This is a genomic window from Pseudoalteromonas rubra, from assembly GCF_000967655.1.
In the GTDB taxonomy this organism is placed as follows: domain Bacteria; phylum Pseudomonadota; class Gammaproteobacteria; order Enterobacterales; family Alteromonadaceae; genus Pseudoalteromonas; species Pseudoalteromonas rubra_A.
Genome location: NZ_JXYA01000004.1, coordinates 76,500 through 103,250 on the forward strand (window position 1 = coordinate 76,500; position 26,751 = coordinate 103,250).

Genomic DNA, 26,751 nt, shown 5'->3' on the forward strand with positions numbered 1-26,751 from the left:
TAGTCGTTCACCCCATCGCCAATTTCCCCGCCTCATGCCAGATATCATTCGGCATGGGGTGGTGTAATTTCCAGGTGATATCCATGGGTTGGCTGCCTTGATGCTGAACGTAGCTAACCTCCCCGAAATTGACAAACCCCATGGTTCTGCCGTTTTCGTCGGTGTTCTGTTCGCGAACAAACAAAAATAGCCGTTTTCCTTTTTGTTTGTGCTCGATATAACTCAATCCCTTACCGCGCTCCGGGCGGGCGGTGTTCTGGCTTTGCCAGTGGAAAAGGGTAGGGCTGATAGCGTAATCGTTATACAGAGTGGTGGGTGAGTAAACTTTTTCGCACTTATTTAAAGTGACAAACAAGATTTCAATATTCAGAGACTTAAACTCTTTCACGCCTTCCCTTGCTGATGAACGTTTTTCAAAGGTGTGTTCGCCCAAGGCCGCAAAGATCTGCTCGCGGGTATACCGGCTGTGTAGTTGCAATGCCTTGTTTGGTAAAGATGACAATGGCTGTTCTATGTGTTCGATACGATTGAGCAAAATAGACAAAACGTCTCTTAACTCGGTTGTTAGAACGGGGTAGGCCAACGCTTGGAGGCTCTCGGCCACAGACTTTGAGTTTGCCTGATTCTGTGGCGTTTCCCAAAAGTTGTAAAATGCCATCATAGCCATCGCATCTTTTGTTTTGCTATCAAACTGAGTGATTTGCGACATATCAAAGTGATTGTCGCACAAAGCAAGCAAAAAGCTCAGATAGGTCAGTGAGTTACACGCCAGCAGTTGGGTACTGATTGCCCGGTTATAAGCCTTAATAAGCGATAACTCACGCTCGACCAGTTCAGGTTGAGTAAGGCTATGCCACCGGCTGACTCCAGATTGTGTTGGCTTATAGAGGTCTTCAAGCGTGACGCTGGGGTTTACTTTTAGGAAATTGGCCAGGGTTAATGGCAGGTCGGTGTCTTGTGTAAAGCGATTAACTAAAGCTCTGAGCCTGTTTAAGTCATTCGTTGCCTTACGAATATTATCGAGGATAACTTCTTTGCTTTGTTTTTGTAGTTCAATGCGACAACCGAGCGGTAAATGCGGAAATCCGCCTTTAATCTCATGCCCAATTGCCGTGTTTGTTTTACCAATTAAGGCTCTGAACTTGGCTGCAAAATCGTACTCTGGCCTGGCATTGCCGAAAAAATCGAGCACGGTGCAACATTCTTTTTCATTATTACTAAGGCGTAAACCCCGTCCCAGTTGTTGTAAAAACAGCGTGAGACTTTCTGTTGGACGCAGGAACAGCAACGTATCAACTTCTGGAATATCGACACCCTCATTAAAAATATCGACCACACACAAAATATTGATGTCGCCTTTTCTCAAAGCGGTTTGCATTGTGTGTCTTTCTTTGGTGTTATCGCTGGTTAAAACATTTGCATTTATGCCGTTTAAATTGAATTGCTTTGCCATAAAATCGGCGTGAACTTTACTTACACAAAACGCCAGCGCTTTGATTTTGTGCACATCGACGAGGATATCCTGCATATTGGCGATAATCTTACGTGCTCTTTGGTCGTTATACGTATAAAGCTGTGTAAGTGCGGCTATTTCATAACGGCCTTGTTTCCAGGGAATGGTGCGCAAGTCAGTGTCATCATCCACCGCAAAGTAATGAAAAGGGCATAAATGTCGTTGGTTTATGGCCTCTGGCAATCGTAGTTCTGCTGCAATTACTCCACCAAAATCATTGAGTATATTGCCACCATCTTGTCGCTCTGGTGTGGCTGTGAGTCCCAGCAATATATGCGGTTTAAAGTGCGCTAAAATATCGCGATAGCTACGTGCCGTAATATGATGCACTTCGTCGATAACGATGTAGTCAAAGTAATCGGCTGTCAGGTTTAATGAATCAAGCTGGTTGTTGAGTGTTTGGACTGACGCAAACAGCTGTCGATAGCTATCTGGCTTGTGGTTGCCGACCCATAGCTCGCCAAATTGGTTGTCTTTTAAAACGGCTCTGAAGGCGCCTCGGGCTTGTTTTAATATTTCTTCGCGATGCGCCACAAAGAGTATGTTGGCATTCGGTTTGTCTTTAATAAATCGCTGGAAGTCGAACGCGGAAATTAGTGTTTTACCAGTGCCGGTTGCTGCCACTACCAGGTTTTTAGTGCGGTTGTGAAGCATTCGCTCTGCGCTGAGTTTATCAAGTATGGTGCGCTGGTGGGGCTTAGGTGCCAAGTCAAAATAATAGTGGCTGCTGGTATCACTGATCTGATCTTTGTTGCCCGACAGGGCTGTTTTGAGCTTTTGCTTGCAGGTTTCCTGACCTGTATATAACTCAAATTCGCCGGATTCCCAGTAGGTTTCAAACGTGCTGAGTGACTTTTTAATTACATGCGGAATTTCCTGATTGGTGATCTTCAGGTTCCACTCAAGCCCGTTTGACAGCGCTGAGTAAGAGAGGTTAGATGAACCAATATACCCCGTATGAAAACCGTTGTTACGCAAAAATAAATAAGACTTGGCGTGAAGCCTTTCCTGGCGTGTGTTATAGCTGATTTTAACTTCGGTGTTCGGTAAAGCTGCCAGAAAGTCGATTGCGCGCTGATCTGTTGCGCCCATATATGAGGTGGTAATGATCTTTAGCTGTTTGCCGCTACGGGTGAAGTCATGTAATACATCTTTGAATATGCGGATCCCTGTCCAGCGTATAAAAGAGACTAGCCAGTATATTGTGTCTGCTGATTGTATTTCTCGCTTTAGCTCGCTTTCTAAAGATAAACCGGCATTGGCGCCAGAGAATAACTCACTTTGTGTCAGTCCTGTTTGAGGAAATATGGCATCGCTATATTGTTCCAAGTCTGCTGCTAAGGGGTTGCGTCTATCGAACAGTGCCGTGAGTATTTTCCCCTTTGTATCAACTAAGTTCTCCTCAATACAGTGCGCTTCACTTAGTTGATCTTTAAGCCAAAAAACAAACTTATTAGCAAGTTGGATCTGTTGCTCCAAGCGGTTTTTTTCACCTGTGGGGATGCTGTCGATAGCAAGTTGCATCAGCTTTGACATAAAACGTGATAACCAGATGGCCGCTTCACCGTTTTCTAACTGACGTTCGCCGACATAAAAGCGTTCTCGGTCAAGTTGCTGCTCTACCACCTGAGTGATCAATTGTTCGTAAATGCCAAACTGCTGCACGGGTTATCCTTATTATTTTTATGTGCTTGAAACCCAGCTAGTTTAAAGGCTTTATGTAGTTGGATAAAGAGCTTGGGCTTGTTTTGAACGCAATTTCAGTAACTCTTTATTCATATTTATGCAGCAAAATTTAAATCAGTTCATTTTACCATCAATGTGGGTAGCAAATTGCCCATCAACTAAACACTAAAAATAAGTAAAAGGATTAAGAAATGAAAAAGCTGATTATTGCTGCGGCATTGAGTACGTGTGCGTTTTCTTCTGTGGCTGGCGAAGTGGTGCTGCACAATGTAAGCGTGTATGCGAACAGCACGGTAAAGCTGGATGTATGGGCAAGTGCTTACAATGCGTATGGCTACTGTCATATTAATGGGTTTGACGATGCGGTGCGTTTTACCATTAAGTGTGGTGAAGACGAGTCTACGTTTGCTCGTTATGCCGGTGGCACTAAGTGGGTGCAAAAAGACAGCGGCTCAAAAAATCAGTGTTATGCACTGCTTGAATCAGTGACTTGCGTAAACTACTAATATTTGCGTTTTAGATGGGGGTTTTTGGCCATCTAATTTTAATAAACGCATTTTAAGTGAGCATTGGCCGCATTCGCGGCCTTTTTTGTTTTTTACCGGTCGTTGTTTCTGTCTGTTTTGGATTGCTTAGGCCTAAACCCCCATTTGCATGTATTGCCTTACTTTGGCGCATCTTGCCCATCGCGTATTACGAGCCTTAATGCGAAGGGCTATAAGACTATAATCTAATATCACCAGGCTTTGTTGCGTACCCTTTATGTGGTTATATTGTAACCGTCTGTAATTGCTTTGGCACTGGGTTGTGAAAGCCTGGTGTTTTAAACAGGCCGCAGCTGGCAGGTTACACGCAAAGAGCAAGCACATATATTTTGCGCATGAGCATGAATATATTCATTACATTGACAAGGAAAAGCAATGCAAACTAAAAAAATGACACTGAGCCTGAACAAGAAAATTATTAAAAATCTGGATAACGCTGCATTGACTAAGTTGCTGACCAATCAAGTGGCCGGTGGCACGGGTGGTGGCTCTAACAGCTATAACGGACCTTGTTATACGCCAGCTACATCGCAGCGCTACTGCTAATAAAATTGGCTATGACCGCACGAGCATTGTCATAAATGACAGCGTTGTTTTTGTTTGTCGGTAAAGTGAACGATTTAAATTATGTCAGGCAACAGAGTTGTGTTTCGATGCAACTAGCTTGGCTGAAAAGGCTGCCGTAATTGATGAGTAGCGTTATTGGAAGAATAAAAGTTAGGAGGGGACCTGATGAAGATTAAATTGAATAAAAAAGTGATCAAAAAACTGGATGACTCTGAGCTGGGCAGTACCGCGACCAAGCTAGTTGCGGGTGGCCTGGCCAGCTCAATGTACACCATGCTGAAAACAGGTGTCTGTTAACTCCTGTCTCATGTGAACCATCTGGATAGTCAGATGGCCCTTTTAGCAATGTCAGGCTCCCTGTGTGGCATTGCTTTTTTTATGTTTTATTACTTTGGTGATTATACAAGGCTAGCCATCCGTAACGCTGTATAAGTGCGCATTTAATGAGCGAACAACCGTTTTTTTTGTATAACAGCTGTTATTTAATGGTTAATGCCTTTACCTTCGCGCTGCTGGACGGTATAACACTCTAAACTCATGCAAAAACAAATTTCTATGTCTATTCAGTTGATTAAAAAAGCTGTAAAAGCCTTGTCGGCAAATAGTGAGCTCCAGCCAGATATTCTTTACATTGAAGGATATTTAATGGGGCTGGGTGTTGCGTTGCAGCCCCCTTTGCCAAGCGAATGGCTTGAGCACTTATTTGGTCACTACACGCTTGAGCATGCCAAGCAGTTAGAAGCGGTGATGGATTTTCATACCATCTGCTTTCGCAAAATGATCCGCGACGAAAATGCCTTACCTAAGCAATGTGCGCTATCTAAAACCGCTCCTGAAGAAAGCCTGGGCGCCGATAAGCCACTGTCTTTGTATTGCATGGGCATGTTGCGCGCGCTTACCTGGATCAATACAGAGCATATCAATGCGGAGCAGCGCCAGCAGCTACAGTGGCTGAAAGAGATTTTACGCGGTTTTACCAGCTATGAGCAGGCCCGGCGGGAGTTTGACGACGAGGGCCAGGACTTTGGCAAAGTGCTGCTTAAGCAGCGTCGTATGATCCCAACTTATGTGGCCAATACCGCTTATGCAATGCGTTTTGCCGATGATATGGTTGAAGTGCTCGGCGAGTATGGCATTACCGACGAAGAAATGCTGGAGCAGGCGCACGAAGCTTTCAATGAGATGCTCGAAGAGGTCTTAGACCGTGACGATGAAGAGGCGATTGCAGATTACGACCGCCTGGTTATGCGGTTTGAAGAAAACATGATCACCCCCGAGTATGTCACAGAGAACATGGGGGTTTTCTGGAAAATGCACGAGACTCGGCCATACATGATGCTTCGCGCCAAGCGGGCACAACTTAACCTGTGTTACGGCAAGCCAGAAAAAGCGGTTGAAGAGCTTCAGGATCTGTTGCGGCTAAACCCCAACGACAATCAGGGCAACCGGTATTTATTGCTGAACTGTTTTATTGTGATGCAGGATTGGGCACAGCTCAGAGATTGTTTGGGGCAGCTTAGCGAATGCTCCACCTTTACACAGGCCGCACATGCACTTATGTCGTATGCCACCGAGGGCGACACAGCCCACAGTCGCGAAGCCAAAAGAGCCCTTAAAGAGCACAACAGCCACTTTTTGAAAGTTGCAACCGGCCAGAAACGAACTAAACCTTGTCATGATTCGTACTCACCTGGCAGCGAAGAAGAGGTAGATTTTTACCTAGAGGCGGGTGGCAAAAAAGCCTGGCTGAGTGTTGAAGGCAGCTTGTTCTGGTTACGCCAGAAGTAACGGGCTTTATCAATCATGATAGCTCGGCTTGTTAGATTGTTCACCAGAAGGTCGAAACCAAAGCCAAAGCGCTGGGCCGATCAACCTTTTGAGTATGTTGAAGACAAAAAAATGGTGTGGGGCCCTTGTGTAAAAGGCCCACTTGAAAAGGCAATCCTATACTCAAAATGCTTGAAGAAGGCTCATTGACCATGGGGCATGTGCGCAAAGACCCTTATGCGGGCTTGTATGATGCCCGCAACTACGACTGGCGCGAAGACTCCAATAACCTACCTTAGTTTTCTTTGTTTTTTAAAGCCTTTATATAGCCACTGAGCTGCCGGTAAGCTGATCCTGAGTTGGCGCACGGGATGACGGTGTGGTGGTGCTAGTGTGCTTTAACTTAGCGACAGTGCTGCCTGTAAACAGATCCCGTGTCGGTGCACGGGATGACTTCGTTGGTTTTGCTGGTTGTGCTTTATCTTAGCCAAAGAGCTGCCTGTAAACAGATCCCGTGTCGGTGCACGGGATGACTTCGTTGGTTTTGCTGGTTGTGCTTTATCTTAGCCACTGAGCTGCCTGTGAGCAGAACCCGTGTTGGTGCACGGGATGACGGTGTGGCTTTTACTGATTGTGTATTAACTTAGCCATAGAGCTGCCAGTAAGTAGATCCCATGTCGGTGCACGGGATGACGGCGTGGCTTTGCTGGTTGTGCATTAACTTAGCCACAGAGCTGCCGGTAAGTAGCTCTCGTGTTGGTTCACGGGATGACCGTGTGGCTTTTGCAGGTTTTGCTTTGTCTTAGCCACTGAGCTGCCGGTAAGCAGCTCCCGTGTTGGCGCACGGGATGCCGGGATCTTCTAATACAGCCACGTCTTAAGGTTCTCATTATTCTCGGCTGTATTTACAGAGTTTCAGCCAACCATGTGACTGCCGGATAACCGAGCGCCGGTAAATTATATGCTAGACTCAAATTTGGGTCGGGCTGTAACAAGGTATGGCTGTTGCATGGGTAAACGTTTTAAGCCATTGATTGCTTTGGTTATCACATCTTATATGGTGCTGGTTAGTCATGCGGTGTGGGCAAAGGAGTTAGTGGTCGCGTTTGGCCTTAGCCGCCCGCCCTATGTGGATGAACGCAGTGGCTCTGGGATCAGTGTAGAGCTATTTAAGGAAACTGCCGGGGAGCTGGGCTGGCAATACAAAACACTCTTTGTCTCCATCAAGCGCATGGAGCGGTTACTTGAACGGGGCGAGATAGATGTTGCGGTAGAAATGTCACGTGCTCAGCCCGGTTTACATTACTCCATTCCTTTTATTTCCTACAGCAATTATGCCATCCACAGCCGCAATCCCGGATTTGTACTGAACTCTATGCAGGAGCTTGCCAGGCACAGTATCTGCGCGTGGCAGAACGCGTCTGAGCATCTGGAGCTCAGCGAAATCGTAGCGGGAAAAGAAGATTATCTGGAATTTCCCCAGCAACGAAACCAGGTAATTGAGTGGCTCAATGGTAAGTGTGATGTGATCCTGATTGACGACACGCTGCTGCGCTGGCACCTGTCTGAACTTAACCGGTCATCCTCAGTATACATCAATAACCAATGGGGCAAGGTGCTGCTGCCCTTCGAAAATAACCCGCTGTGGTTTTATGTTGCATTCAAAGATGCGCAGCTCAGAGACGCGTTTAACACCAGCCTGACCAAACTGATCCAGACGGGTCGCTACCAGCAAATAAGAGAATACTGGCAAAGCGCAGAGCAAAAGGAGTAATACGAATTTTGTGCAAATTGTTGGTATGATATGAGGCATCACCCAAGATACCTCAGTTGCCAAGGAGACGGAGCATGAGAGACTGGAAAGCAAACCTGTTACTGACCGGGCTCGTATTGTTAGCCCTTTACCTGAATCGGGAAGCCCTTGCTAGGTGGCTGGAGACCCGATTACTGGCCACCCCTCAAGCAACCGAGCAGTCAGGAGCCAGCAATGCAGAGCTTCATAGCCTTGGGTCAAGAACCGCACATCATTCAGCTGAGCCGGATTCAGATCACACAGAACATGCAGCCTGTGGCGTCCCAATCCAGTATCGGTGCAATGGTGCGGCGCTGGGCAAGGTAAAAATTCAAAGTGCTGATGGGATTTACACCTGGCAGGATGACAGAGGCATCACTCATTTTGGCGACAGACCACCACAACAAGGTGCGACTGAATACCAGTTTAAGTCTAATCAGGCGTTGGACTATTTTGATCTTGAGCTCGATTATGGCGCCCTAAGCCATGACTTTCGCAATCGTCTGGAGGCCCGATTGAACGCGGTGTTTCGTACTTACACTGGGATTGTTGGGTTGGAAGCTATGCGCAAGGTTAAGTTGCGTATAGTGATTGCAAATAATCGCCGCGCTTATCGCAAGATGCTCGAGGTGCTCGGCTCCAGTGCCGCAGGCAATCAGGGGATTTACAAAGCAGCCCATAACATTGCGGTGGTTGAGTATCGCAACGAGGCGCAAGCTATGCGCACTGCTATTCATGAAGCGGTACACGCGATTAATCAGGCGGTACTTGGCAATACGCCGCGTTGGTTTAATGAAGGGGCTGCGGAGTATTTTGAGTATATCGAAACGTCTATGAATCTGAGCCAGCTCAAGCCAAATGGCGCCTGGGTTCGTAATAACTATCTGGTTGGCAGCTTGGTGCACCCTGATGGCTTGTTTGAAGCCGCTGGCTCATGGAAAGGCAAGTCTCAGAGCCTGATATACAGGAGTAGCTGGGGATTTGTTTACTACCTTATGAGCTCACAGCATGGCCGAGCGCAATTAAAGCACTATATGCGTCTCGAGCAGAAAAACCCATGTGATCTACTTGGATTTGCTCAGGTTCAGTCAATTTTTGAAACGCGAGAGAGCCGGTTTACTAATAGCTATGCCCAGATAACGCGGCAGAAACTTACTGAGCACCGGTTTTAGGGGGAATGTTAAGTGCGTTTTACTGTTTTAGACTGTAACCCCGAGGCCAGGCGGCAGGGCGTCAGAGTAGTTCGCTTCTGATGATCCTGGCGATGGAGGTGAGATCGGTCTGGCGCTGCATGGCTTCGCTTTTGCTGATCCCCTGTATTGCTTCGTAATCATCAAGGAAGAATGCGGTATCGTATTTATTAGAACGACTGCATTTGACATAAACCAGCACATAGCAATATTGAAAAATCTGGTCTAATGAACGAAAGAAGTCGATATCGTTGGCACTGATATTGGGCTTTACCGTCTCGTTAAGACGATTAAGATACACATGCTTTATGTACACTGAGCGGCCATTGCGCGAGTACTTAGCAATGTCGTGCACCCCCTGGTTAAACACAGTTTTGATCTGGACATCGCTCAATGGCACTAGGTTTGACGTAAACATGTCTGTGCCTGACTTATGGGCTGACGTTGCCCATGATTTAAACTGTTCAAACATGTCTTGGCTCCTTCAAGTCTTGTTATTCAATAAGTTAGCTTTTGAGGTTACGACTTACGCTATGCTCACTTTCATTTCACTGTGATTGAAGTAAGTGCGTGCAACTGTTGTTATGGTGTTAAATAATAGCCCAGTTGAATATTAATGTGTTCATCATTTGTAACTTTTTTAACGGGAAACTTACTACCCAGCTTGGTTTTATCAGGTTGAACGGGGTTTAAGTTATCAAAATGTTTCTTTTTTGAACTGGTGATCCGCATTGTCGGGTGACTGTTTTGGGTATGTACTGGTCGTTTCAGCGCTCAACTACGGGATCTGCTCGCTAACAACATGTCAGGCAGCTTTTCTCGCCACTCCAACCCTGGCAATTCATCAAACGCCCCTGACTTGAAGAATTGTTTCTGTGGTCAAAAATTATCTGTGCCCTAGAATTAGCTTATTCATCAGGTGTTGAATTAATCGCCTGCGTTTGGTGTGGTATATAAACCGCAGCGTCAGCGCAGGTGTAAACAGGAGCATTATGAAATCCCGAGGTCGTCCCGATAAAAACGATGAAGATGGCAGAGCACGGCTGGTGCTGGCTGCCAGGCGCTGTTTTACCACCGCCCCTTATTCTCAGGTGACTACGCGTATGCTGGCGCAAGAGGCTGGTGTCGATGCTGCGCTGATCCGCTATTACTTTGAAAATAAAGAAGGCTTGTACAAAGCCATGTTTATGGAGGTAACCGGAGAGGTTATTGCGGGCATTGAGCAAGCAATTAGTGATGATAAGCCATTTGACCTGGAAGATATCTTTCACATCTTCTATGACGTGATCAAACAGTCGCCGTCATTTCCTATTTTAATGTTTAAGGAAATTGTGCTGGAGCAGGGGATCTGCCGTGACTATCTGATTGAAAAAATCGAAAGGACCCGCAAGCCGTTTTTCCTGAGTATTTTAACTCAGCTAAAGGAGCAAGGGCTGATCAGAGAAGAGCTGGATGAGCGATTGCTTATATTGAACCTGATGGGGTTGATGATATTTCCTTGGTACATGCGTGAGAATATGGCAACAGAAATGGGCATAGAGTTTAACGATGAACAGCTGTCTAGAATGGCAACTCACAACGCAAACATGTTTAAGTACGGTTGTTTTAAAGAGCGAGTAAAAGATGAAAATTAATTGGCAACAAAGGCGCTGGCTGCTTGTATTTCCTCTGCTGGGCGTTGCGATTTTAATTGCCCTGGCATCAGGTAAAAAGCCACCTCAAAAACATAATAATGGGGTAGATGCGTTACTGGTCGAAACAGTAGAAGTTAAAAAGGAGCTGATTGAGCCTTATGTCACGGGGTTTGGCCGGGCACGACCAAAGGAGCGTTGGCAAGCGCTATCTGAGGTGACGGGTCGGGTTATTTACCGCCATCCTAATCTGGAAAAGGGTAAAGTGCTCACGGCTGGTACTGTGTTACTTAAAATAGACCCAATTGATTATGAGCTTAAGTTGGCACAGGCCCGTTCCGATCTTAATTCTGCTAAGGCTGAATTGTCTCGTACTCAGCTTAACGACGAAAAGCTGGCGTTATCGTTACGACTGGAAGAGCAGCGCTTGAGTGTGCTGCAAAAGGAACTTAAACGAAAGCAGGGTCTGCTTAAATCAGGTTCAGTGTCGGTATCTACCGTTGATTCCGAGCAGGCTAATGTCTGGGCTCAGGAACAAAAAGTGCTGGATGTGAAAAACGCTGTGGATCAGCACCCCGACAATATAGCGGTTGCTGAGGCCAAAGTGAAACTGGCACAGGCCAAACTGACTGAGGCCGAGCGTAAATTAGCAAAAACTACGATTACTTTGCCATTTGATGCCCAAATTGCGGCTGTGAATGTTGAAATGCAACAGGTAGTTGCAGAGCGCGAAAGTCTGGTTACAGCACATAGAACCGACTTGATGGAGATCCCTGTACAGGTTGCGCTAAGCGATATGCGTTATTTTGGACAGTATATTGCACCTAAGCTGATTCAGGGAGAATATCCGGATGTGCAAACCTGGCAGTTGGACGCCGAAGCCAGTTTGTACGTTGGTAGTAAGCAGTTTAGCTGGCAGGGCAAACTAACCAGCGTGGGTGAAAGCATCGACCCCGAAGGCAATACCGTCACTTTGATTGTGGATGTGGCATTTGACTACAAAGCGTTTGAACCCGGTAAACGCCCTCCTTTGATTAGCGATATGTATGTCCAGGTTAAAGTAAAAGGTGCGTCATTGTCGTTATTATCAGTACCATCGGATGCACTTCATGGCGACAGATTATATTTGCTCGAAGACGGAAAGCTGGCGATCCGTCATGTGGAAGTTGCATTTGAATCGAATGGCCGGACTGTGATTAAAAGCGGCGTTAGCGAAGGCGATGTCATTGTACTAAGTGATGTGATCCCTGCCGTGCCCGGGCGCGCCTTACGTGCGCAAAGCCAGGTGGCCAAGGAGCAAACGTTATGATTGCATACTTTGCCCGTCATCCGACAGCGGCCAACCTGCTGATGCTGGCCATTATTGTGCTTGGGCTGAGTGCACTCCCTCAGCTGAAGCGAGAAACTTTTCCTGAGATCGCACCAAGTCAAATTCAGGTGAGCGTGCCATACCCAGGTGCCAACCCGGAAGAATCTGAGCTTGCGTTATGTGTACCGCTCGAAGAAGCCATGGACGGACTCAGTGATATTGAGCAGATCACCTGCGAAGCACGCGAAAGCATGGCCAAAATGATTGTTGAAATACAAGAAGGTGGCGATATTACCCGGCTGATGTCGGATGTAAAAACCGAGGTCGACGCCATCGACACCTTTCCGGACAAGGCCGAAAGCCCGGTTATTAAAGAGCTTGGTCGCACTGAGTCGTTGATCACGTTAGCTATCAGTGCCGATTTACCTGCGGCTGAGTTAAAAGACTATGCTGAGTCGGTTAAGCGCAAATTGCAGCGGCTGCCGGATATCTCTTTGGTAGAGATCCACGGCTTTTCTGACCGCCAGCTCAGAGTTGAACTGTCTCTGGCTTTACTGCGCCAGTACGGTTTGTCGATTAACGATGTGGTCAGTCACATTGAGCGACAAAATATCAAACTGCCCGCCGGTAATTTAGAAACCCAGGGTAAAACACTGCAAATTCGTTTTGACCAGCAGGGTGTCACGGCCAAAGAGCTGGGCGAGCTGGTAATAGCCAGCACTCAGTCGGGCGGGCAACTTAAGCTTAAAGACTTAGGTCAGGTGACCGAGCGGTTTGAACTGGACGAGGCAAAAGTTGAGTTTAATGGTAAACCGGCCGCTTTGCTGAAAATCAAGAAAACCAAAGCGCAGGATGCACTGGACCTGGTTGAGCAGGTATATGAATTTGTTGAACTGGAACGCAAGCTGATCCCCGTAGGGATTGAGATGGCACTGACTTCAGATCAGGCCAAAATTGTCTCTGACCGTTTGGCTATGCTTACGACTAACTCCTGGCAGGGCTTTTTACTGGTGTTTGCCGTCATGTGGCTGTTTTTTACCTGGCGTTACTCGTTCTGGGTATCTATGGGTTTGCCTATTTCGTTTCTTGGCGCATTCTGGCTGATGACGGTGCTGGGTGTCAGCATCAATATGATCTCTATGGTGGGCATGTTAATGGCTATCGGCATTTTGATGGACGATGCCATTGTGATTGCCGAAAGCATTGCCAGTCATGTTGAGCGTGGCGAAGGCATCGAAGAAGGGGTGATCAAAGGCGTTAAACAGGTTGCGCCTGGCGTATTGTCGTCGTTTTTGACCACCGCCTCTGTGTTTGTCGGGCTGGCATTTATCGCGGGCGATATTGGCCAGATCATGAAGGTATTTCCGCAAATGTTGCTGGCCGTGCTGGTTGTGAGCCTGGTTGAGGCCTTCCTTATTCTGCCCAACCATCTGTTGCATTCACTGCATAAAAAACAGGATGCGCCGGCATCTGGTTTTAAGGCCCGGTTTAACCAGCGCTTTGAACGTTTTCGCACTGAGGTGTTGGTCGACTGGGTGGAACGCGCAGTGACATACCGTTATGCGGCCGTGGGCGGGGTACTTGCGCTGTTCTTCCTGAGTATTTCTCTGATGGCAGGGGGCTTTTTGAAGTTTAAAGCCTTTCCTGAACTTGAGGGCGATATTCTTGAAATGCGCCTGCTGATGCCACAGGGCACGCCTTTGTATGAAACAGAGCTGCTGGTTGCTCGAGCCGTGAATGAACTAAACAAATTAGATGAAGCGTTTACGCCGGAGCAACCAGAACAACAGGCGTTGGTGCAAAACGTGATTGTGGAATACAACAGCAACCAGGATGCCGGTGAGGAGGGCACCCACGTAGCGACTGTACGTGCCGATTTGCTGACGGCTGAAACACGCAATACCAGTTTGCTGTTGTTACAGGACCGCTGGCGCGAAGCGGTTGGTGAAATTCCCGGTGCCTTGGCACTGGCATTTAAGCAGCCTGCAGTGGGGCCTGCCGGGCGCGCCATTGAGATCCGCCTGTATGGCGACGATCTGGCCATGTTGTCGAGTGCATCGTTCGAAATTCAGCAGGCGCTGGCTGAATATGATGGGGTGCAAAACCTGATGGACGACCTGCGTCCGGGTAAAGAAGAATGGCTGGTGCGTCTGCTGCCCGGGGCAATGTCGCTGGGCGTGGATGGCGCAACCATCGCCAATCAGCTAAGAACCGCTTTCTTTGGTCAAAAGGCCGATGAGTTTCAGCGTGGTGATGAAACCATTGAGCTGGACGTCAGGCTGAGAAAAGCAGATAAATCGTCCTGGTGGCAGTTACAGAATTACCCGATCACGCTGGCCGATGGCAGGCAGATCCCGCTGTCGGCAGTGGCTGAGCTGATCCCCGCGCGGGGCTATGCGCGGATTAACCGGGTTGATGGTCAGCGCTCGGTAACCATAATTGGCGACGTTGACGCGGCCATTGCCAATACCGGTGAGATCATCGCCGCGGTTGACCAAACCGTAGTGGCGTCACTACTGGCCAAATATCCGTCGCTGTCTGTGAGCTATGAAGGGGAAGTAAAAGAAGGTGGCAGCACCGGCTCGTCGATTGGCAAAAAGTTCCTGATGGGGCTGGTGGGTGTCTTCATTATTTTGAGCTTTCAGTTCAGAAGCTATATGGAGCCTGTAATGGTCATGCTGGCCATCCCACTGGCGCTGATCGGGGCGCTGTGGGGGCACGTGCTGCTCGGCTACGACTTTACCATTCCCAGCATGATGGGGTTCGTCTCCTTAGCCGGGATCGTTGTGAATGACTCCATTTTGCTGGTGACTTATATCAAGGAGCATCAAAAGCAAGGACTGGATGCACATCAGGCAGCAGTGCAGGCGGCGCGGGAGCGCTTCAGGGCAGTCTTTATCACCACCGCGACCACAGTGGCTGGCATGTTACCACTGCTTTTAGAAACCAGCTTGCAGGCACAGATCTTACAGCCCCTGGTGGTAAGCCTGCTGTTTGGCATTGCAGCGTCCTCTTTATTGGTGCTGTTTATCCTGCCCTGCCTATATGTGATCCTCGAAGACAGAGGCCTAGCAGCTCAACACCACCTGAGTGAATCACAGGCCAAAGCCTAGTCCGCTTGAGCGCCCCCAAATCAATGGTTTAGGGGCGCTCTGTCGTCATCAATAAAAAACATTTCTAAAAAACATATTGACCTAAAGTTATCTTGAGGTTTTATCTTTGCCTTTCTTTCAGCGCAACATAGTGTTGTGACAACCACAAAGGAGAGGAATATGAACTTAAATCAGGTAACTTTGAGTGTGAATGATATGGACGAAGCGGTTGAGTTTTATCTTAAGCTGGGCTTTACGCAAATTGTGGAAACGCCCCATTATGCGCGTTTTGTGTGCCCGCATGGCGATGCAACCTTCTCGCTGTTATTGTCTGAGGACGAGCTCCAGCATAACACCACCATTTATTTTGAACATGAAGCGCTGGAGCAGTGGATTGCAATGATAGAGTCTCGTGGCATCACTTTGTTACAGGCCCCAACCGACGAGCCTTATTTGTGGCGTGAAGCAATAGTAGCCGACCCATCCGGGAATAAGATCAAGCTATACTGGGCGGGCGAAAATCGCCTTAATCCACCATGGCGAGTTGAAAAGCGTTATGCCGGTGAGTAAAACCGGCCAGCGTATGAGACTTGTATAAAAGTGAAAAATGTTTTCTACTGGCGCTTTAATTTATTGCCGTAAAAGGAAAAACAACCATGATAGATTTCAGATCCGATACCGTAACCAAACCGTGTAAACCCATGCTTCAGGCTATGGTTGAGGCAGAGGTTGGCGATGATGTCTATGGTGACGATCCTACGGTCAATCAGTTGGAACAGTTTGCGGCGCAGCGCCATGGATTTGAGGCGGCGGTGTTTGTCAGCTCAGGCACACAAGCTAATTTATTGGCGATACTGGCCCATTGTGAGCGTGGTGATGAGTACTTGTGCGGACAAAGCGCCCATAACTATCGCTATGAAGCCGGTGGTGCGGCGGTACTGGGGTCGGTTCAACCTCAGCCAGTAGAAAACGAGCCGGATGGCAGCCTGGATCTGCAAAAACTGGCAACCTATATCAAACCCGATGACTTTCACTTTGCCCACACTAAATTGCTAAGCCTGGAAAACACCATTGGCGGCAAAGTGTTGAGCCTGGATTATCTGGCTCAGGCACGCGCGTTTTGCGATCAACACAAGCTGCAGCTACATCTTGACGGTGCCCGGGTATATAACGCAGCAGTGGCACTTGAGGTCGACATCCGGGCCATTGCACAGCATTTCGATTCTATGACCATTTGCTTGTCTAAAGGGTTGGGGGCTCCGATTGGATCTTTGTTACTGGGCAGCAAGGCGTTTATCAGCAAGGCCCGCAGATTAAGAAAAATGCTGGGGGGTGGTATGCGCCAGGCGGGCATATTAGCTGCGGCAGGCAGGTACGCGCTGGAAAATAACGTAGAGCGTTTACGTGAAGATCACGATAATGCGCGTTATCTGGCCGAGCGACTGAACGAACTGCCTGGGTTTGATACCTCGGCTTATCCAGTACATACCAATCTGGTTTATGTTGATGTAGCAAATCAAGTTGATATTCATAAGGTTGCTAAAGACTTGATTGAGCAGGGGATCCAGATCACGCCGGGTTATCAGGGAATGCGTCTGGTTACGCATCTGGGTGTGAGTCGTGCAGATATCGACAGGCTGATCCAGGCGCTGAACAGCCTGTAATGACGTGCCCGTCGGCAGACTAACATTAACAGCAAAAAGTTCTGAACCCAACAGCCAGCATATTGTTGGGTTCAGTTTGTCTATCACTTGTTGAGTATTAACCCCTCAAACAAGTAAAGACGATTCCCATCCACTTGTGTTTTTCCTGCATCCAGATATTTCTGCTCCAGTGTGCCATTGGTAGACCAGGTGGCAAAATCGTCATCGTTGAGTACGCCAAGCCTGGTGTAGTCAATAAGCCACATACCTTCGAGTTTATCGTGCGGATAGCTCACTTGTTCAACCAAATCGAGCACCAGCGACTTGCTTACAGGCACTATGCCTGCGGTATTTAAAGCGTCCCAGCCTTGTTCCAGCACAACTTCCTCGAGGGTATTATCTTGTAGCAATAAACCCCGCTCTTCATCCTGTGTCAGTTGTCCTGACGAAGCGACCTCTTCCAGATTAGTGGCGTCACTCAGGTCGATTTTATAAATGCGTTTCATAGCATCTGGTGTGGTGTTGTAAAACGCGCCATCGCGCTCAATTACCAAAAACTCAGTCGCAGACAGGGCGACTATCCCTGAGTTAGAGTTTTGGTTTTTTTCCTGTTTATACAAATATTGCCCAACGGCTCTGGTTTCCAGGTTAATTGTTACAATACGAACTATGTCTAAGTCTTTAACGGTTTTAGACGGGTTATACAAAGTAGATTGCATAATACCGACCAGGGTTTTCTCATCCGGTGTAATGGCCAGGCCTTCCATGCCGCGGTTTGCACGACGGTTGGCAAATTCAGCGGGCAGGTTTAGTTCGACCCGGTCATCTCCTGTAAATGCATTGATACGTGATAGTTCAACACCGTTAGCATCATAATGAACAAGATGTGGGCCATATTCATCACTGATCCAAAAAGTACCATCTTTCAAGGCAACCAGACCTTCACCGTCCAGCCCGTAGTCGTCGAGTTTGAGCGGGTTATTTACGGGATCATAAGGTTGCGTGTTATCAACCAAAATGGGGGTGCCGTTGGCGTCGTATGGGGTTTCGCCGGTGCCACCGAGGCCAGAGCGATTGGGTAAGCCCGTGATGGGCGTGCCGTCGGGACGTTTGAGCAGAATTTCTTTTAGTTTAACTATCTGGCCATTGTTTTGTAGTTCAAATAAGCCGATACGGGGAGTGTAGTCTGGAGTTGGAAACTTTTTTCCTTTGCCGTAATCGCCTGTGTAGGTGGCATTGGGGCCACGATCGGTGAGTGCATAGAATTGCGTATTTTTGGTAGGGTGGGCAACCATGTCGGAGCCATAACCCCCATTGCGCACTTCAAAGGTGCTTCCCGCAATATCCCCATTTTGCAGGTCGCTGCGCATGGCTGTATAAGGTAGCACAGCGCCCTGGCTTGTCACAGGCGAAGGCTGGCATACATAATTGGTTTGCTTGATTTCTGGTTCGTTTAGTTTGCCATCACTGTTGCTATCAATACCCGATTGCAGCGCAATGCCACCAAAATAGCAGTGCTCATTGCCCATAGGTAAGGTGAGCTGGTTTAGCAAACTAGTCATCCCGTTGGCACCGTCAGTGCCTTTGCTGCCAGTTTGCCCGGCACTACCGTGATTGCCATCTTTACCATTCGTTCCCGCTTGTCCGTCTTTCCCATTGTCGCCATCACAGGCGGTTAGGGCAAATATCACCGACAATGTCAGCAGACTCTTGGTAGCACATTTCATTGTTTTATCCTTTTAATTAGTGTGGCCAGAGCTCCGTGGGCTCTGGCAAATTGAGTATGGAAGCAATCAAGGTCAATCTAAACGGGTACAATAACGAAATGATGACAGGGAGATACTTGCCGGCTTATCGATGGATAGACTATTTTGGGTAACAAAAAGCTGCACTTTAACCACCCGCTGTGAGAGTCTGGTGTGGTAAGCACGAATACAACAGGGTGAACACAATGAAAACCATCGGATTGATAGGCGGCATGAGCTGGGAGTCAACCTTAAGCTACTACAGTTTGCTGAACGAGGGAGTAAAAGCAGCACTGGGTGGGCTGCACTCGGCAAAAATCGTATTAGTCAGTGTTGATTTTGCTGAAGTTGAAGCGCAGCAACGAGAAGGAGACTGGCAAGGGGCCGCCGCACTTTTGGCGCGCGCTGCTCAGTCTGTTGAAGCGGCTGGGGCAGACTTTGTTCTGATCTGTACCAACACGATGCACAAGGTTGCAGAGGAAGTACGCCAGGCGATAGAGATCCCACTTTTGCATATTGCGGATGCAACCGGGCAGGCCCTGGTACGAGACGGGATCAGGAAGGTGGGACTACTGGGGACACGCTTCACCATGCAAGAGGCTTTCTATCGCACTCGTCTGGCGGACCAGTTTGGCTTGGAAGTGTGTGTACCAGCGGAGTCTTGCCAGCAACGTGTCCATGATGTGATTTATCAGGAACTTTGCCTTGGCAAGGTAACTGACAGCGCGCGGCAGGATTACATACGTATCATCAAAGCGCTGCAAGAGTCGGGGGCTGAGGCGGTTATTCTGGGTTGTACTGAAATCGCCTTACTTATTGGCGACGCCGATGTTGATATTCCTCTTTATGACACCACCGCTATTCATGTACAAAGTGCACTCAATACATCGCTCGCTTAGGAAAAACAAGGCTTTGGCGTAACCGAGCGTAATTGCTATATTGAAAAGAATGAGCAAAGCTAAGTGACTGGTAATATAAGGACAGAGGGTTTGGTTATGGCTTCTATAGAAAAACAAAAGTTGAGCTTTTACGAGCAAAATGGTTTTGTGCGCTTTGAACACGCGTTGTCGCAAGAATTGTTACAGCGCCTGAGAGAATTGTCGGTCAGATTAGAAGCATCGGCAAAACAAGAGCTGGCAGATGGTGCGGTGCGCAATCAGTACTATTTGTCGAATGAATCGGGAGAGCCCAGGCTGTTTCGTTACAATGATCTCTTTTTTGATGATCCTGAATTGGTGTTAGAGCTGCTCGCCAGTCCAACTATGCTGGCAATATGCGAAAGCATGGTGGGCCTTGGCTGTGTGCCTATGCAGCTTGATCTGGTGTACAAATATCCGCACCCGCATCCGCACATTGCCTGGCATCATGGTGCACCACACCCAAGGAACTACCCGTACCTGAATGTAGGCGTCTATCTGGATGATGCCGATCTTGATGATGGCTGTTTAAGGTATATTCCCGACTCCCAGCACAAAATTTTAGATATCTATACGCTTTCCAGTGAGCATGGCTGGCAAATTCCCGGCGTTGTTCAGCAGCCAGCAAAAGCGGGCGATATTCTGGTGCAGGATATGATGATACTGCACAGCTCTGAGCCAAAAAGAAGCGAAGGTGTGCGGCGTACGATTTATATTGAACTGCGTCCTGTCGAAGGGATAGCCGAAAGTGGTAAACAAAGCGTGCAATGGGCCGAACTCAGAAAGCAATGGATGGCGCATGTCATCAAAAGGGCCGACCCTAAAGACGTACCTGCAGATTGGCTGGCTTTTTATGGCGAACCGCAATACGAGCTGGCCACTTTGGTGAACCTGATCAAAGAAAAGTGGGAGCCACCCATCCCGGCTGTTTGGTCACACAGAGACGTTGAGCATCCGGATTACCCAACGCCTGCAGACTTACGCTGAGCGGGCACTGTGTCGGTCAGGTAAATAATGTGGGTGGAAAGGGCGAACGTGACCCCTTTCAACCCAAGAAAACTGTTAACATTTCTCTTTGCGAACTTGCATTGCCTTATCGGGTCGCCAGGGCCTGAGCTTTCCTTCTCGTATATCTCAAAAACGTATTTTCGATGAATTTATATACTCAAACGGATTTTTTGTTCACTTAATATTCTAATTGATGTGATTTTGATGAATTTTTTATGTTTTATTAAAGATTTCATATTTCAATTGTGTGACAATGTGTGGGCAAAATTAGTTAAGGAGTAATTATGAAGTTAAAACATCTTGCTTGTATTGTTGCAGTTGCAGCAAGTGCTCAAGTCGGCGCATTTACCCAGCTCGGTGGCGGCGGCGTTATGCCCATAGGCCACGAATGGCTCACCAGAACCTCAGCGCTTGAGTTGCTGGCTCAAGACACTAAAGTGGAAGATGCGAACGATCCGCGTCTAAGCTGGGAGCAGGGCCTGGCGAAATCAACAGAGCTGAACATCGCACAAACGGAAGTCGTAAAAATTCTTGCCAATCGTCGTAATGACAACACTTACTACTCAGAATACGATGCGATTTTTGCCGCCATTGTGGGTGAGCGTTGGGTCGATATTGCCGGGTTTAACGTTACCAATGCCAGTATTGACCCGACCGGTCCGAATTGTTTTAACGCAGTGGCTCAGGAGCCAGCCGATCTGCAACAAGATCATTTTATGCGCCGTTATGACGACGTAGGCGGCGCTGGTGGCGTCGATGCGGCTAAGCGCGGACAGGCGCGTTTTATTGATCACTTTGTGAATGCCGCTATGGCACAAAGCAAGCAGATCAAGGTCTGGGATGGCGGTGGTTATGCCAGTGCTGTAGAGGTCGACCACAACTACTTCCTGTTCGGTCGTGCTGTACATTTGTTCCAGGATTCATTCAGCCCGGAGCATACTGTGCGCCTGCCCGAAGACAACTACGAAAAAGTGTGGCAGGTAAAAGCCTATTTATGCTCTGAAGGCGCAGAGCAGCACACACATGCAACCGGCGATGCCATCAACTATGAAAGTGGTGATGTGATCTGGCACCCAGGTACACGTACGGATGGCAGCTGGGATGGCTATCGTCCGAGTAACATGAAACCCGTGGCACTGGTGGCGCTGGAAGCGAGTAAAGACCTTTGGGCGGCGTTTATCCGCACTATGGCAATGCCAGTTGAACAGCGAGAAAGCTATGCACGTACGCAAGCTCAGATGCTGGTCGACGCCTGGCTATCATTCGACGAAACGGCAATGCGTCAGTGGTATGACGACGAAAGTCGTCGCGATCACACCTATGTCCTGGCACCGGGTGAATCAGGTAAAGGTAAATCTCTTGAACAGTGTATGGCTGAGCTGAATGTGGGCACGGTGAGCCAACTTGAACGCGTTGCGCAGCTAGATGAAGAGCGTCGTCAGTGCCTTTATAATGTAGAGGCTGTAGAGGGCTATGAAGACGTGAACGATCCGCTGATGGACATGCCATATAACTGGAAATGGAAATCGCCATTTTGGAAAACCGCGCCTGACGGCTGGACGGCACCCGAGTTACCTGCCGATGCATCTCAGGCCATGATCCTTAAAAGTGCTGAAACTGGCCTGACCGTGTCGAGCGAGTCCGGGCTTGAAAACAACGCAAGACTAAAAGCCAGCGGCGGACAGCCGGTGGAGTTTTTGGAGGTAACGGGCAAAGATCAGCAAGTGTATTTTCGCAGCCGTTACAATGCTGAATTATTTTTGAGCTACAGCGCGTCATCGAGTGGTTACGTCAAGCTATGGGATTCTGCGAAAGAATCCGGGTTTGATTTAATAGACCAGGGTGGGGTCTGGAATCTCAAAAATACCCATTGGGACCAGTATGTGTGGCTTGATACCAGCACACAGCAGCTACATCTGAACCGCCATGGTGAAGCAAGTAACGACAATGCGAAATGGATGATTGAATACCGATAGTGTATTTGCGTTTTATCAGCCCAGTGTGCCCAATATTCGGGCACACTATTCTATTTTCTCTATATCTCTCTAAAAATAAGCACATGATGAGGCGTACAAAAAGAGCTTATCTACAGTACTGCAAATGGTGCTCAGGTGCGCCACTTTTTCTCTGAAACGTTCATTTATTATTGCAGTCGAGACATAGTCGGCGTCTCATTTCTGTCGTTAACCCTGTGGACAGCAAAATTTAAATTGTTGCGGCAGGGGGCCATAACACCTTAAATGACCTTATTGACTTTTTTCCAATACATGAGTGGCTTTTTTGGGGTTTTATGGCCTATTTAAATGCGCATAAAGTGCTGTTTTAAAATGTCTTTTGTAAGGTTTCTTAATAGGAGTTGACGCTTTGTAACTTTGTTTGTTTTATTCATTGGTACTGACAATTTTTGCTTTTTTATTTAACTTGAAACTGTCTTTTTATCGTGCTTAATTATTTTATAAATCAAAGTGGGCTGGATAGTAACCACTCTGTATTTTTGACTGAAATGAGCAATACTAAGGGCTCATTTAATGGACTCAAGTTAAGGGATTTATCAAGAGCAATTTTATGGATAAAAATCAAAAAGCGGCCGTATTTTGGATTTTATCTGACTCATTTATTCTTAGCCTTATGTTGCTACTGGGTGGGATCCTGGGCAAGTCCGTGAGTCCATTTCAGGTTGTTTTTTTGGTTAATGCCATGGCGGCGATTGCTGCTATTACCTTGTTTTCAAAAGGGCGATGGGAAAATATCCGGCCAACTAATATGTCTTTGCATGTGTTTCGAGGCGCGCTTGGCGTTAGCTCAACCGTGTGCCTTTTTTATGCCTTGCAGTATCTGAGCCTGGCCGAAGTAACTGCAATCAACTTTTTTGTTCCTCTGATCACATCGGTGTTATCTGTCTATATTTTCAAAGAAAAACCTGAGCACTATGTTTATGGGGCAATTGTTTTAAATCTGGCTGGGGTACTGTTGATGCTTTCACCTAAGTTGCTCAATGAGGTTGGCAATAGTGAAAGCCCCTTAACAGGGTTAGCGTTCTCTCTATGCGCTGTTACAGCGTTAGTGATTTACAACGTGAACCTGAAACGCATTGGTAATGCGGAAAAAGTGATACCTCAAATGGTATTTGGACCCTTGTACTCAGCATTGCTCTTACTGCCGGTCATGTATTTTGTCTGGACTCCGCTAGATACGGGGAGCTGGTTATTGATTGTGGTTTATGGCGCGCTGTTGATCACCAAACTGGCAGCCAGGTTTTTTGCTTTTAACAAAAGCGATTTATCAAAGTTGATGCCGCTGGAATACGCACAGATCCTGTTTTCCAGTATTTTAGGGTACCTCTTTCTTAATCAAACTCAGTCTGTTTTAGGGCTGGTTGGTATTGCTCTAATTGTGCTGTCGAGTGTATCGCACTTGCTGTTTATGCATTTTGAGAATAAACAATTTTAAGTTAAAAAACCACGCTCACAAGATCCAGTAAAAGGCGGCTGTCAGACTGCCTTTGACTGGGTGCGCTTTAACAACACTCGACCAAATACCTCAAAAATACAAATATGAGTCGCAGTGACACTGAGGATCATCTTTCAGCTCGTCAATGTGCACATCGACCTTACTTTGCGAACGCGCATCGTAAATTGTCACCATGTTGTGCTGTTTATCTATGCTAAGCACCTCGACCGGGTGTTTATGATACTCAACCCATTCGCCGTGACGGACGTCTTCAATATTCATGATATTTCCCCTATTTGTCAGTAAAACAGTGCAAAGAGTCATCATATTATTGTATTAATGAGTTTAGTGATAAAAACGAAAAAGCCCAAACATAGTGCCTGGGCTGTATAGTTTTTAAACGAGAAGTTTAAAAGCTGTAGCTTACGCTGAGTTTAACACTGCGCGGCATAATGTAACGCCCGTTTGGTGCGTCGGCATTACGTGGGTCACCCTCAGTGATACCCTGCTCATCGGTCAGGTTATCTACCGATACCATGAGTTTTACCTGCTCCGTTGGTTCCAGTGTAAAGCCCAGATCGAACTTCTCGTAGCCATCCAGTACCACAGTGTTTTCGTTGTTACCAAAGCGGTCGTCAACGGCTGAGATAGTTCCGTAAACAGTGGCAAACATATCACCCAGCTCGAATTCGTAGCTTGGTGTTACGCGCACCTGCCAGCCAGGCTGACGCTGGGCTTCGTTGCCAACATTGTTCGGACTTTCAGTGATTTCAGTTGTCTGCCAGGTGGCATTCATGTTGACACTAAAACCAGAGCTGTGGTTGAAGTTATAATCGACTTCAATACCCATGGCTTCGTTGGTCAGGATCTCCGCTGGGTCACCTGGTTTGCGCACAAACGTGTCGCCTTGTACTTCATTGGCGAATAAGGTCGCGAATACATCGCTGCTTTCGCCCATATATTTATAACCAATCTCGGCCTGAGTGACTTCTTTGATCAGACGCTCGCCACCCTGATAGGCACCGTAGTTGTCGCGAAAATCGTCGAAGTAAGGCATTTTGTAGCCTTTGTTCATACGCGCGAAGACACCGCTTTGGTCATCCAGTTTGAAGTCGGCACCCAGGGTCCAGGAGGTTTTACGCTCATCATAAGTAACAAACTTATCTATGGTGCCGTCCAGTCCTTCATCAACTGAGTAGTCTACTTCGTGCTTTTCGCTGCGCAGGCCTAAGTCCAGCGTGAGCGCGTCGGTAGCTTGATAGCTGTGGGTGGTGTAAAACGCCACTGTGGTTGCGTCGCCAGTGCTGTTGATGTCGTAATTAAAACCACAACCGTCGGCGCTGCTGTTACATTCAATGCCTGTGAGCGCTTCGCCGCCTGCGGTAAGTACGTGATAAGCTGAGTTACCCAGGCTCCACCAGTCTTTTGCTGAAGTGGTTGCCGTGTAAATACCAAAGGCGCTGTTCACTGATGAGAACGCTTTACTGATGGCTAAATCATTAGTGAATGCCTCAATGTCTTTAAGCACAACCCAGCGGCCATAGTTTTGTACCCAGGTATCGGCGTCGTACACAGTGCCAGTCACAGCACCTGTTGCGCTGATACCGTCATCAGCTACGCTGGCGAGCTTTGTTGCTGCACCGTCAGGCACCAGACCATAGGTGTTTGCGTCGCCTTTTGTCAGGCTAAAGCGGTCAATCAGTTGCCAGCCATTGGCCAGTTCAAGTTTCAAACTACCACCCGAAACATGGCCCTTCCAGCCGCGACCTTCACCCAAATCAATCTCCATGTCCTGACCGGCAACATGAATGACGGCCTGGCGGTTCAGGGTGCCCAGTTGGGTAAAGCCAGCATCGACGCCCTCAACATTGAGCGGAGTTGGCAAGTACCAGGCGCCGGTGTCATCGGTTTGACGGGTGTAGACGTTGAACTCGCCATTATCGAATTCTTTAGTCAGGTTAATGGTGAATTGATGGCCTTTTTCTGAGGTAAAGCCTGCATCACGGATCCCCGAAGAGCGTTTTGCATAGCCACCAATCATGTAGTAGAAATCGTCGCTGAGTTCACCACTGAGTACGCCATCAATACGTTGCAAGCCGTAGTCAGAGGTGGTGTATTTTACTGTGCCTTCGGTATCTTCTGAGCCGCGCTTAAGGTGGAAGTTGGTTGTCAGACCTGGCTGGCCGTTTGAAACAACCGGGTTTGGTCCGCCACGCAGGCCTTCCATGCGGGCTATGGTTTCATCAAGTCGGAAAATAGACGAGTTTTCCAGGAATGACAAAGTCGGGGCCGGGTAGATAGGTGAACCTTGCAGGCTGACAGTCAAAAATGGGGCATCGCCACCGCCAGGAAAGCCGCGCACAAATACGTTAGCGCCAGACTCACCGCCTGAGCTCTCAACCCAGATCCCAGGAACTGATTTAAGCAGATCCGCCGTGCTTTTTGGCGCCAGGCGCTCAATTTGTACGGCATCGACGTTCGTAACTGCGAAGCTGGCGTCCAGCTTACGAATACCGGCACCACCGGGAGTACCCGATACAATGATGGTTTCGACTTTTTTGTCTTGCTTTGCGGCTTGTTGCTCCGCCTGTGCAGCGCCCGATACGGTTATGGCTGCGGCCACCGCGGATGCGATTAAAGAGTATTTGTTGCCTAGGTTCACAGGAACTGCCCCCTTGGTTGTCATATGTGTTGTCAGTGTCTACACAGCTTTGGCTGTGCTCATTGCTATTGTTATGCGCCGCCGGTTAGGCTCAGTTGGGTGTGTTTAAAACACAAAAGAGCAGAGGTTGCACGCGGCGTCATTTTAAAATAGAACGTTATGCAAACGTTTGCAATAGGGTGTTCGCAACTTTTTTAGCACGCTTGTGCAAACTTGTTACTGGACCGATGAGTG

At 47.8% G+C, this 26,751-nt stretch carries 20 protein-coding genes; 15 read left to right on the forward strand and 5 right to left on the reverse strand.

The features are described from left to right. Window positions 1-7: 7 nt before the first annotated feature. Window positions 8-3,178 carry a DUF3427 domain-containing protein gene (locus TW77_RS02405; RefSeq protein WP_046003384.1) on the reverse strand — a complete coding sequence of 1,057 codons (3,171 nt, stop codon included), beginning with the start codon at window positions 3,176-3,178 and terminating at the stop codon, window positions 8-10. 212 nt (window positions 3,179-3,390) lie between these two features. Between TW77_RS02405 and TW77_RS02410 the strand changes: the two genes are divergently transcribed. From TW77_RS02410 to TW77_RS02425, 6 genes are all read left to right on the forward strand, one after another. Further along, entirely contained in the window at window positions 3,391-3,705 is a 315-nt protein-coding gene (locus TW77_RS02410) for a hypothetical protein (RefSeq protein WP_046003385.1), read from the forward strand. A gap of 414 nt (window positions 3,706-4,119) precedes the next feature. Next, window positions 4,120-4,290: a hypothetical protein gene (locus TW77_RS25045; RefSeq protein ID WP_156158583.1), complete on the forward strand. Its 171-nt coding sequence runs from the start codon at window positions 4,120-4,122 to the stop codon at window positions 4,288-4,290. Between the two features lie 186 nt (window positions 4,291-4,476). Further along, on the forward strand, window positions 4,477-4,608 hold the full coding sequence (locus TW77_RS25910; protein WP_275041923.1) for a hypothetical protein: 132 nt from the start codon (window positions 4,477-4,479) through the stop codon (window positions 4,606-4,608). A 240-nt stretch (window positions 4,609-4,848) separates the two neighbouring features. Continuing rightward, window positions 4,849-6,099 (forward strand): hypothetical protein, encoded by a 1,251-nt coding sequence (locus TW77_RS02415; RefSeq protein ID WP_162197934.1) that lies wholly within the window; start codon window positions 4,849-4,851, stop codon window positions 6,097-6,099. A 988-nt stretch (window positions 6,100-7,087) separates the two neighbouring features. Then, entirely contained in the window at window positions 7,088-7,852 is a 765-nt protein-coding gene (locus TW77_RS02420; protein WP_046003387.1) for a substrate-binding periplasmic protein, read from the forward strand. Between the two features lie 74 nt (window positions 7,853-7,926). Continuing rightward, a complete protein-coding gene (locus tag TW77_RS02425; RefSeq protein ID WP_052713003.1) occupies window positions 7,927-9,042 on the forward strand; it encodes a DUF4124 domain-containing protein in 1,116 nt (371 codons plus the stop codon). 61 nt (window positions 9,043-9,103) lie between these two features. On the opposite strand, the gene TW77_RS02430 is transcribed toward TW77_RS02425, so the two are convergent. Then, window positions 9,104-9,532, reverse strand: a complete 429-nt coding sequence (locus tag TW77_RS02430; protein ID WP_046003388.1) for a hypothetical protein — start codon at window positions 9,530-9,532, stop codon at window positions 9,104-9,106. A 520-nt stretch (window positions 9,533-10,052) separates the two neighbouring features. Between TW77_RS02430 and TW77_RS24085 the strand changes: the two genes are divergently transcribed. The 5 genes from TW77_RS24085 to ltaE all read left to right on the forward strand — a co-directional run bounded on the left by TW77_RS24085 (window position 10,053) and on the right by ltaE (window position 16,756). Continuing rightward, a complete protein-coding gene (locus TW77_RS24085) occupies window positions 10,053-10,694 on the forward strand; it encodes a TetR/AcrR family transcriptional regulator (RefSeq protein ID WP_052713004.1) in 642 nt (213 codons plus the stop codon). Next, window positions 10,684-12,000: an efflux RND transporter periplasmic adaptor subunit gene (locus TW77_RS02440; protein WP_046003389.1), complete on the forward strand. Its 1,317-nt coding sequence runs from the start codon at window positions 10,684-10,686 to the stop codon at window positions 11,998-12,000. Before TW77_RS24085 ends, TW77_RS02440 begins: the two co-directional genes overlap by 11 nt. After that, window positions 11,997-15,113 (forward strand): efflux RND transporter permease subunit, encoded by a 3,117-nt coding sequence (locus TW77_RS02445; protein ID WP_046003390.1) that lies wholly within the window; start codon window positions 11,997-11,999, stop codon window positions 15,111-15,113. Before TW77_RS02440 ends, TW77_RS02445 begins: the two co-directional genes overlap by 4 nt. Window positions 15,114-15,272: 159 nt before the next feature. After that, complete coding sequence (locus TW77_RS02450) at window positions 15,273-15,662, forward strand: VOC family protein (protein ID WP_046003391.1); 390 nt, start codon at window positions 15,273-15,275, stop codon at window positions 15,660-15,662. An 86-nt stretch (window positions 15,663-15,748) separates the two neighbouring features. After that, window positions 15,749-16,756: a low-specificity L-threonine aldolase gene (ltaE, locus tag TW77_RS02455; RefSeq protein WP_046003392.1), complete on the forward strand. Its 1,008-nt coding sequence runs from the start codon at window positions 15,749-15,751 to the stop codon at window positions 16,754-16,756. A gap of 83 nt (window positions 16,757-16,839) precedes the next feature. Here the strand turns inward: ltaE and TW77_RS02460 are convergent, their stop codons facing one another. Continuing rightward, window positions 16,840-18,462, reverse strand: coding sequence for an esterase-like activity of phytase family protein (locus TW77_RS02460; RefSeq protein WP_046003393.1), 1,623 nt, complete (start codon window positions 18,460-18,462; stop codon window positions 16,840-16,842). 224 nt (window positions 18,463-18,686) lie between these two features. Between TW77_RS02460 and TW77_RS02465 the strand changes: the two genes are divergently transcribed. The 4 genes from TW77_RS02465 to TW77_RS02480 all read left to right on the forward strand — a co-directional run bounded on the left by TW77_RS02465 (window position 18,687) and on the right by TW77_RS02480 (window position 23,855). Next, window positions 18,687-19,379, forward strand: a complete 693-nt coding sequence (locus tag TW77_RS02465; RefSeq protein ID WP_046003394.1) for an aspartate/glutamate racemase family protein — start codon at window positions 18,687-18,689, stop codon at window positions 19,377-19,379. 96 nt (window positions 19,380-19,475) lie between these two features. Continuing rightward, window positions 19,476-20,384 carry a phytanoyl-CoA dioxygenase family protein gene (locus TW77_RS02470; RefSeq protein ID WP_046003395.1) on the forward strand — a complete coding sequence of 303 codons (909 nt, stop codon included), beginning with the start codon at window positions 19,476-19,478 and terminating at the stop codon, window positions 20,382-20,384. A gap of 305 nt (window positions 20,385-20,689) precedes the next feature. After that, window positions 20,690-22,381, forward strand: coding sequence for a hemolysin D (locus tag TW77_RS02475; RefSeq protein ID WP_046003396.1), 1,692 nt, complete (start codon window positions 20,690-20,692; stop codon window positions 22,379-22,381). Window positions 22,382-22,970: 589 nt separating this feature from the next. Beyond that, a complete protein-coding gene (locus tag TW77_RS02480) occupies window positions 22,971-23,855 on the forward strand; it encodes a DMT family transporter (RefSeq protein ID WP_046003397.1) in 885 nt (294 codons plus the stop codon). Between the two features lie 90 nt (window positions 23,856-23,945). Here TW77_RS02480 and TW77_RS02485 read toward each other — a convergent pair whose 3' ends face one another. After that, complete coding sequence (locus tag TW77_RS02485; RefSeq protein WP_046003398.1) at window positions 23,946-24,137, reverse strand: hypothetical protein; 192 nt, start codon at window positions 24,135-24,137, stop codon at window positions 23,946-23,948. Window positions 24,138-24,264: 127 nt separating this feature from the next. Then, window positions 24,265-26,517, reverse strand: coding sequence for a TonB-dependent receptor (locus TW77_RS02490; RefSeq protein ID WP_240479449.1), 2,253 nt, complete (start codon window positions 26,515-26,517; stop codon window positions 24,265-24,267). Window positions 26,518-26,751: the final 234 nt, after the last annotated feature.

Bases quoted from the DNA above. Each gene is read 5' to 3' on its own strand.
- TW77_RS02430 (WP_046003388.1), bottom strand. From the start codon at position 9,532: ATGTTTGAACAGTTTAAATCATGGGCAACGTCAGCCCATAAGTCAGGC.
- TW77_RS25910 (WP_275041923.1), top strand. From the start codon at position 4,477: ATGAAGATTAAATTGAATAAAAAAGTGATCAAAAAACTGGATGACTCT.
- TW77_RS02450 (WP_046003391.1), top strand. From the start codon at position 15,273: ATGAACTTAAATCAGGTAACTTTGAGTGTGAATGATATGGACGAAGCG.
- TW77_RS02465 (WP_046003394.1), top strand. From the start codon at position 18,687: ATGAAAACCATCGGATTGATAGGCGGCATGAGCTGGGAGTCAACCTTA.
- ltaE (WP_046003392.1), top strand. From the start codon at position 15,749: ATGATAGATTTCAGATCCGATACCGTAACCAAACCGTGTAAACCCATG.
- TW77_RS02415 (WP_162197934.1), top strand. From the start codon at position 4,849: ATGCAAAAACAAATTTCTATGTCTATTCAGTTGATTAAAAAAGCTGTA.
- TW77_RS25045 (WP_156158583.1), top strand. From the start codon at position 4,120: ATGCAAACTAAAAAAATGACACTGAGCCTGAACAAGAAAATTATTAAA.
- TW77_RS02445 (WP_046003390.1), top strand. From the start codon at position 11,997: ATGATTGCATACTTTGCCCGTCATCCGACAGCGGCCAACCTGCTGATG.
- TW77_RS02470 (WP_046003395.1), top strand. From the start codon at position 19,476: ATGGCTTCTATAGAAAAACAAAAGTTGAGCTTTTACGAGCAAAATGGT.
- TW77_RS02460 (WP_046003393.1), bottom strand. From the start codon at position 18,462: ATGAAATGTGCTACCAAGAGTCTGCTGACATTGTCGGTGATATTTGCC.
- TW77_RS02475 (WP_046003396.1), top strand. From the start codon at position 20,690: ATGAAGTTAAAACATCTTGCTTGTATTGTTGCAGTTGCAGCAAGTGCT.
- TW77_RS02485 (WP_046003398.1), bottom strand. From the start codon at position 24,137: ATGAATATTGAAGACGTCCGTCACGGCGAATGGGTTGAGTATCATAAA.
- TW77_RS02425 (WP_052713003.1), top strand. From the start codon at position 7,927: ATGAGAGACTGGAAAGCAAACCTGTTACTGACCGGGCTCGTATTGTTA.
- TW77_RS02480 (WP_046003397.1), top strand. From the start codon at position 22,971: ATGGATAAAAATCAAAAAGCGGCCGTATTTTGGATTTTATCTGACTCA.
- TW77_RS02410 (WP_046003385.1), top strand. From the start codon at position 3,391: ATGAAAAAGCTGATTATTGCTGCGGCATTGAGTACGTGTGCGTTTTCT.
- TW77_RS24085 (WP_052713004.1), top strand. From the start codon at position 10,053: ATGAAATCCCGAGGTCGTCCCGATAAAAACGATGAAGATGGCAGAGCA.
- TW77_RS02440 (WP_046003389.1), top strand. From the start codon at position 10,684: ATGAAAATTAATTGGCAACAAAGGCGCTGGCTGCTTGTATTTCCTCTG.
- TW77_RS02420 (WP_046003387.1), top strand. From the start codon at position 7,088: ATGGGTAAACGTTTTAAGCCATTGATTGCTTTGGTTATCACATCTTAT.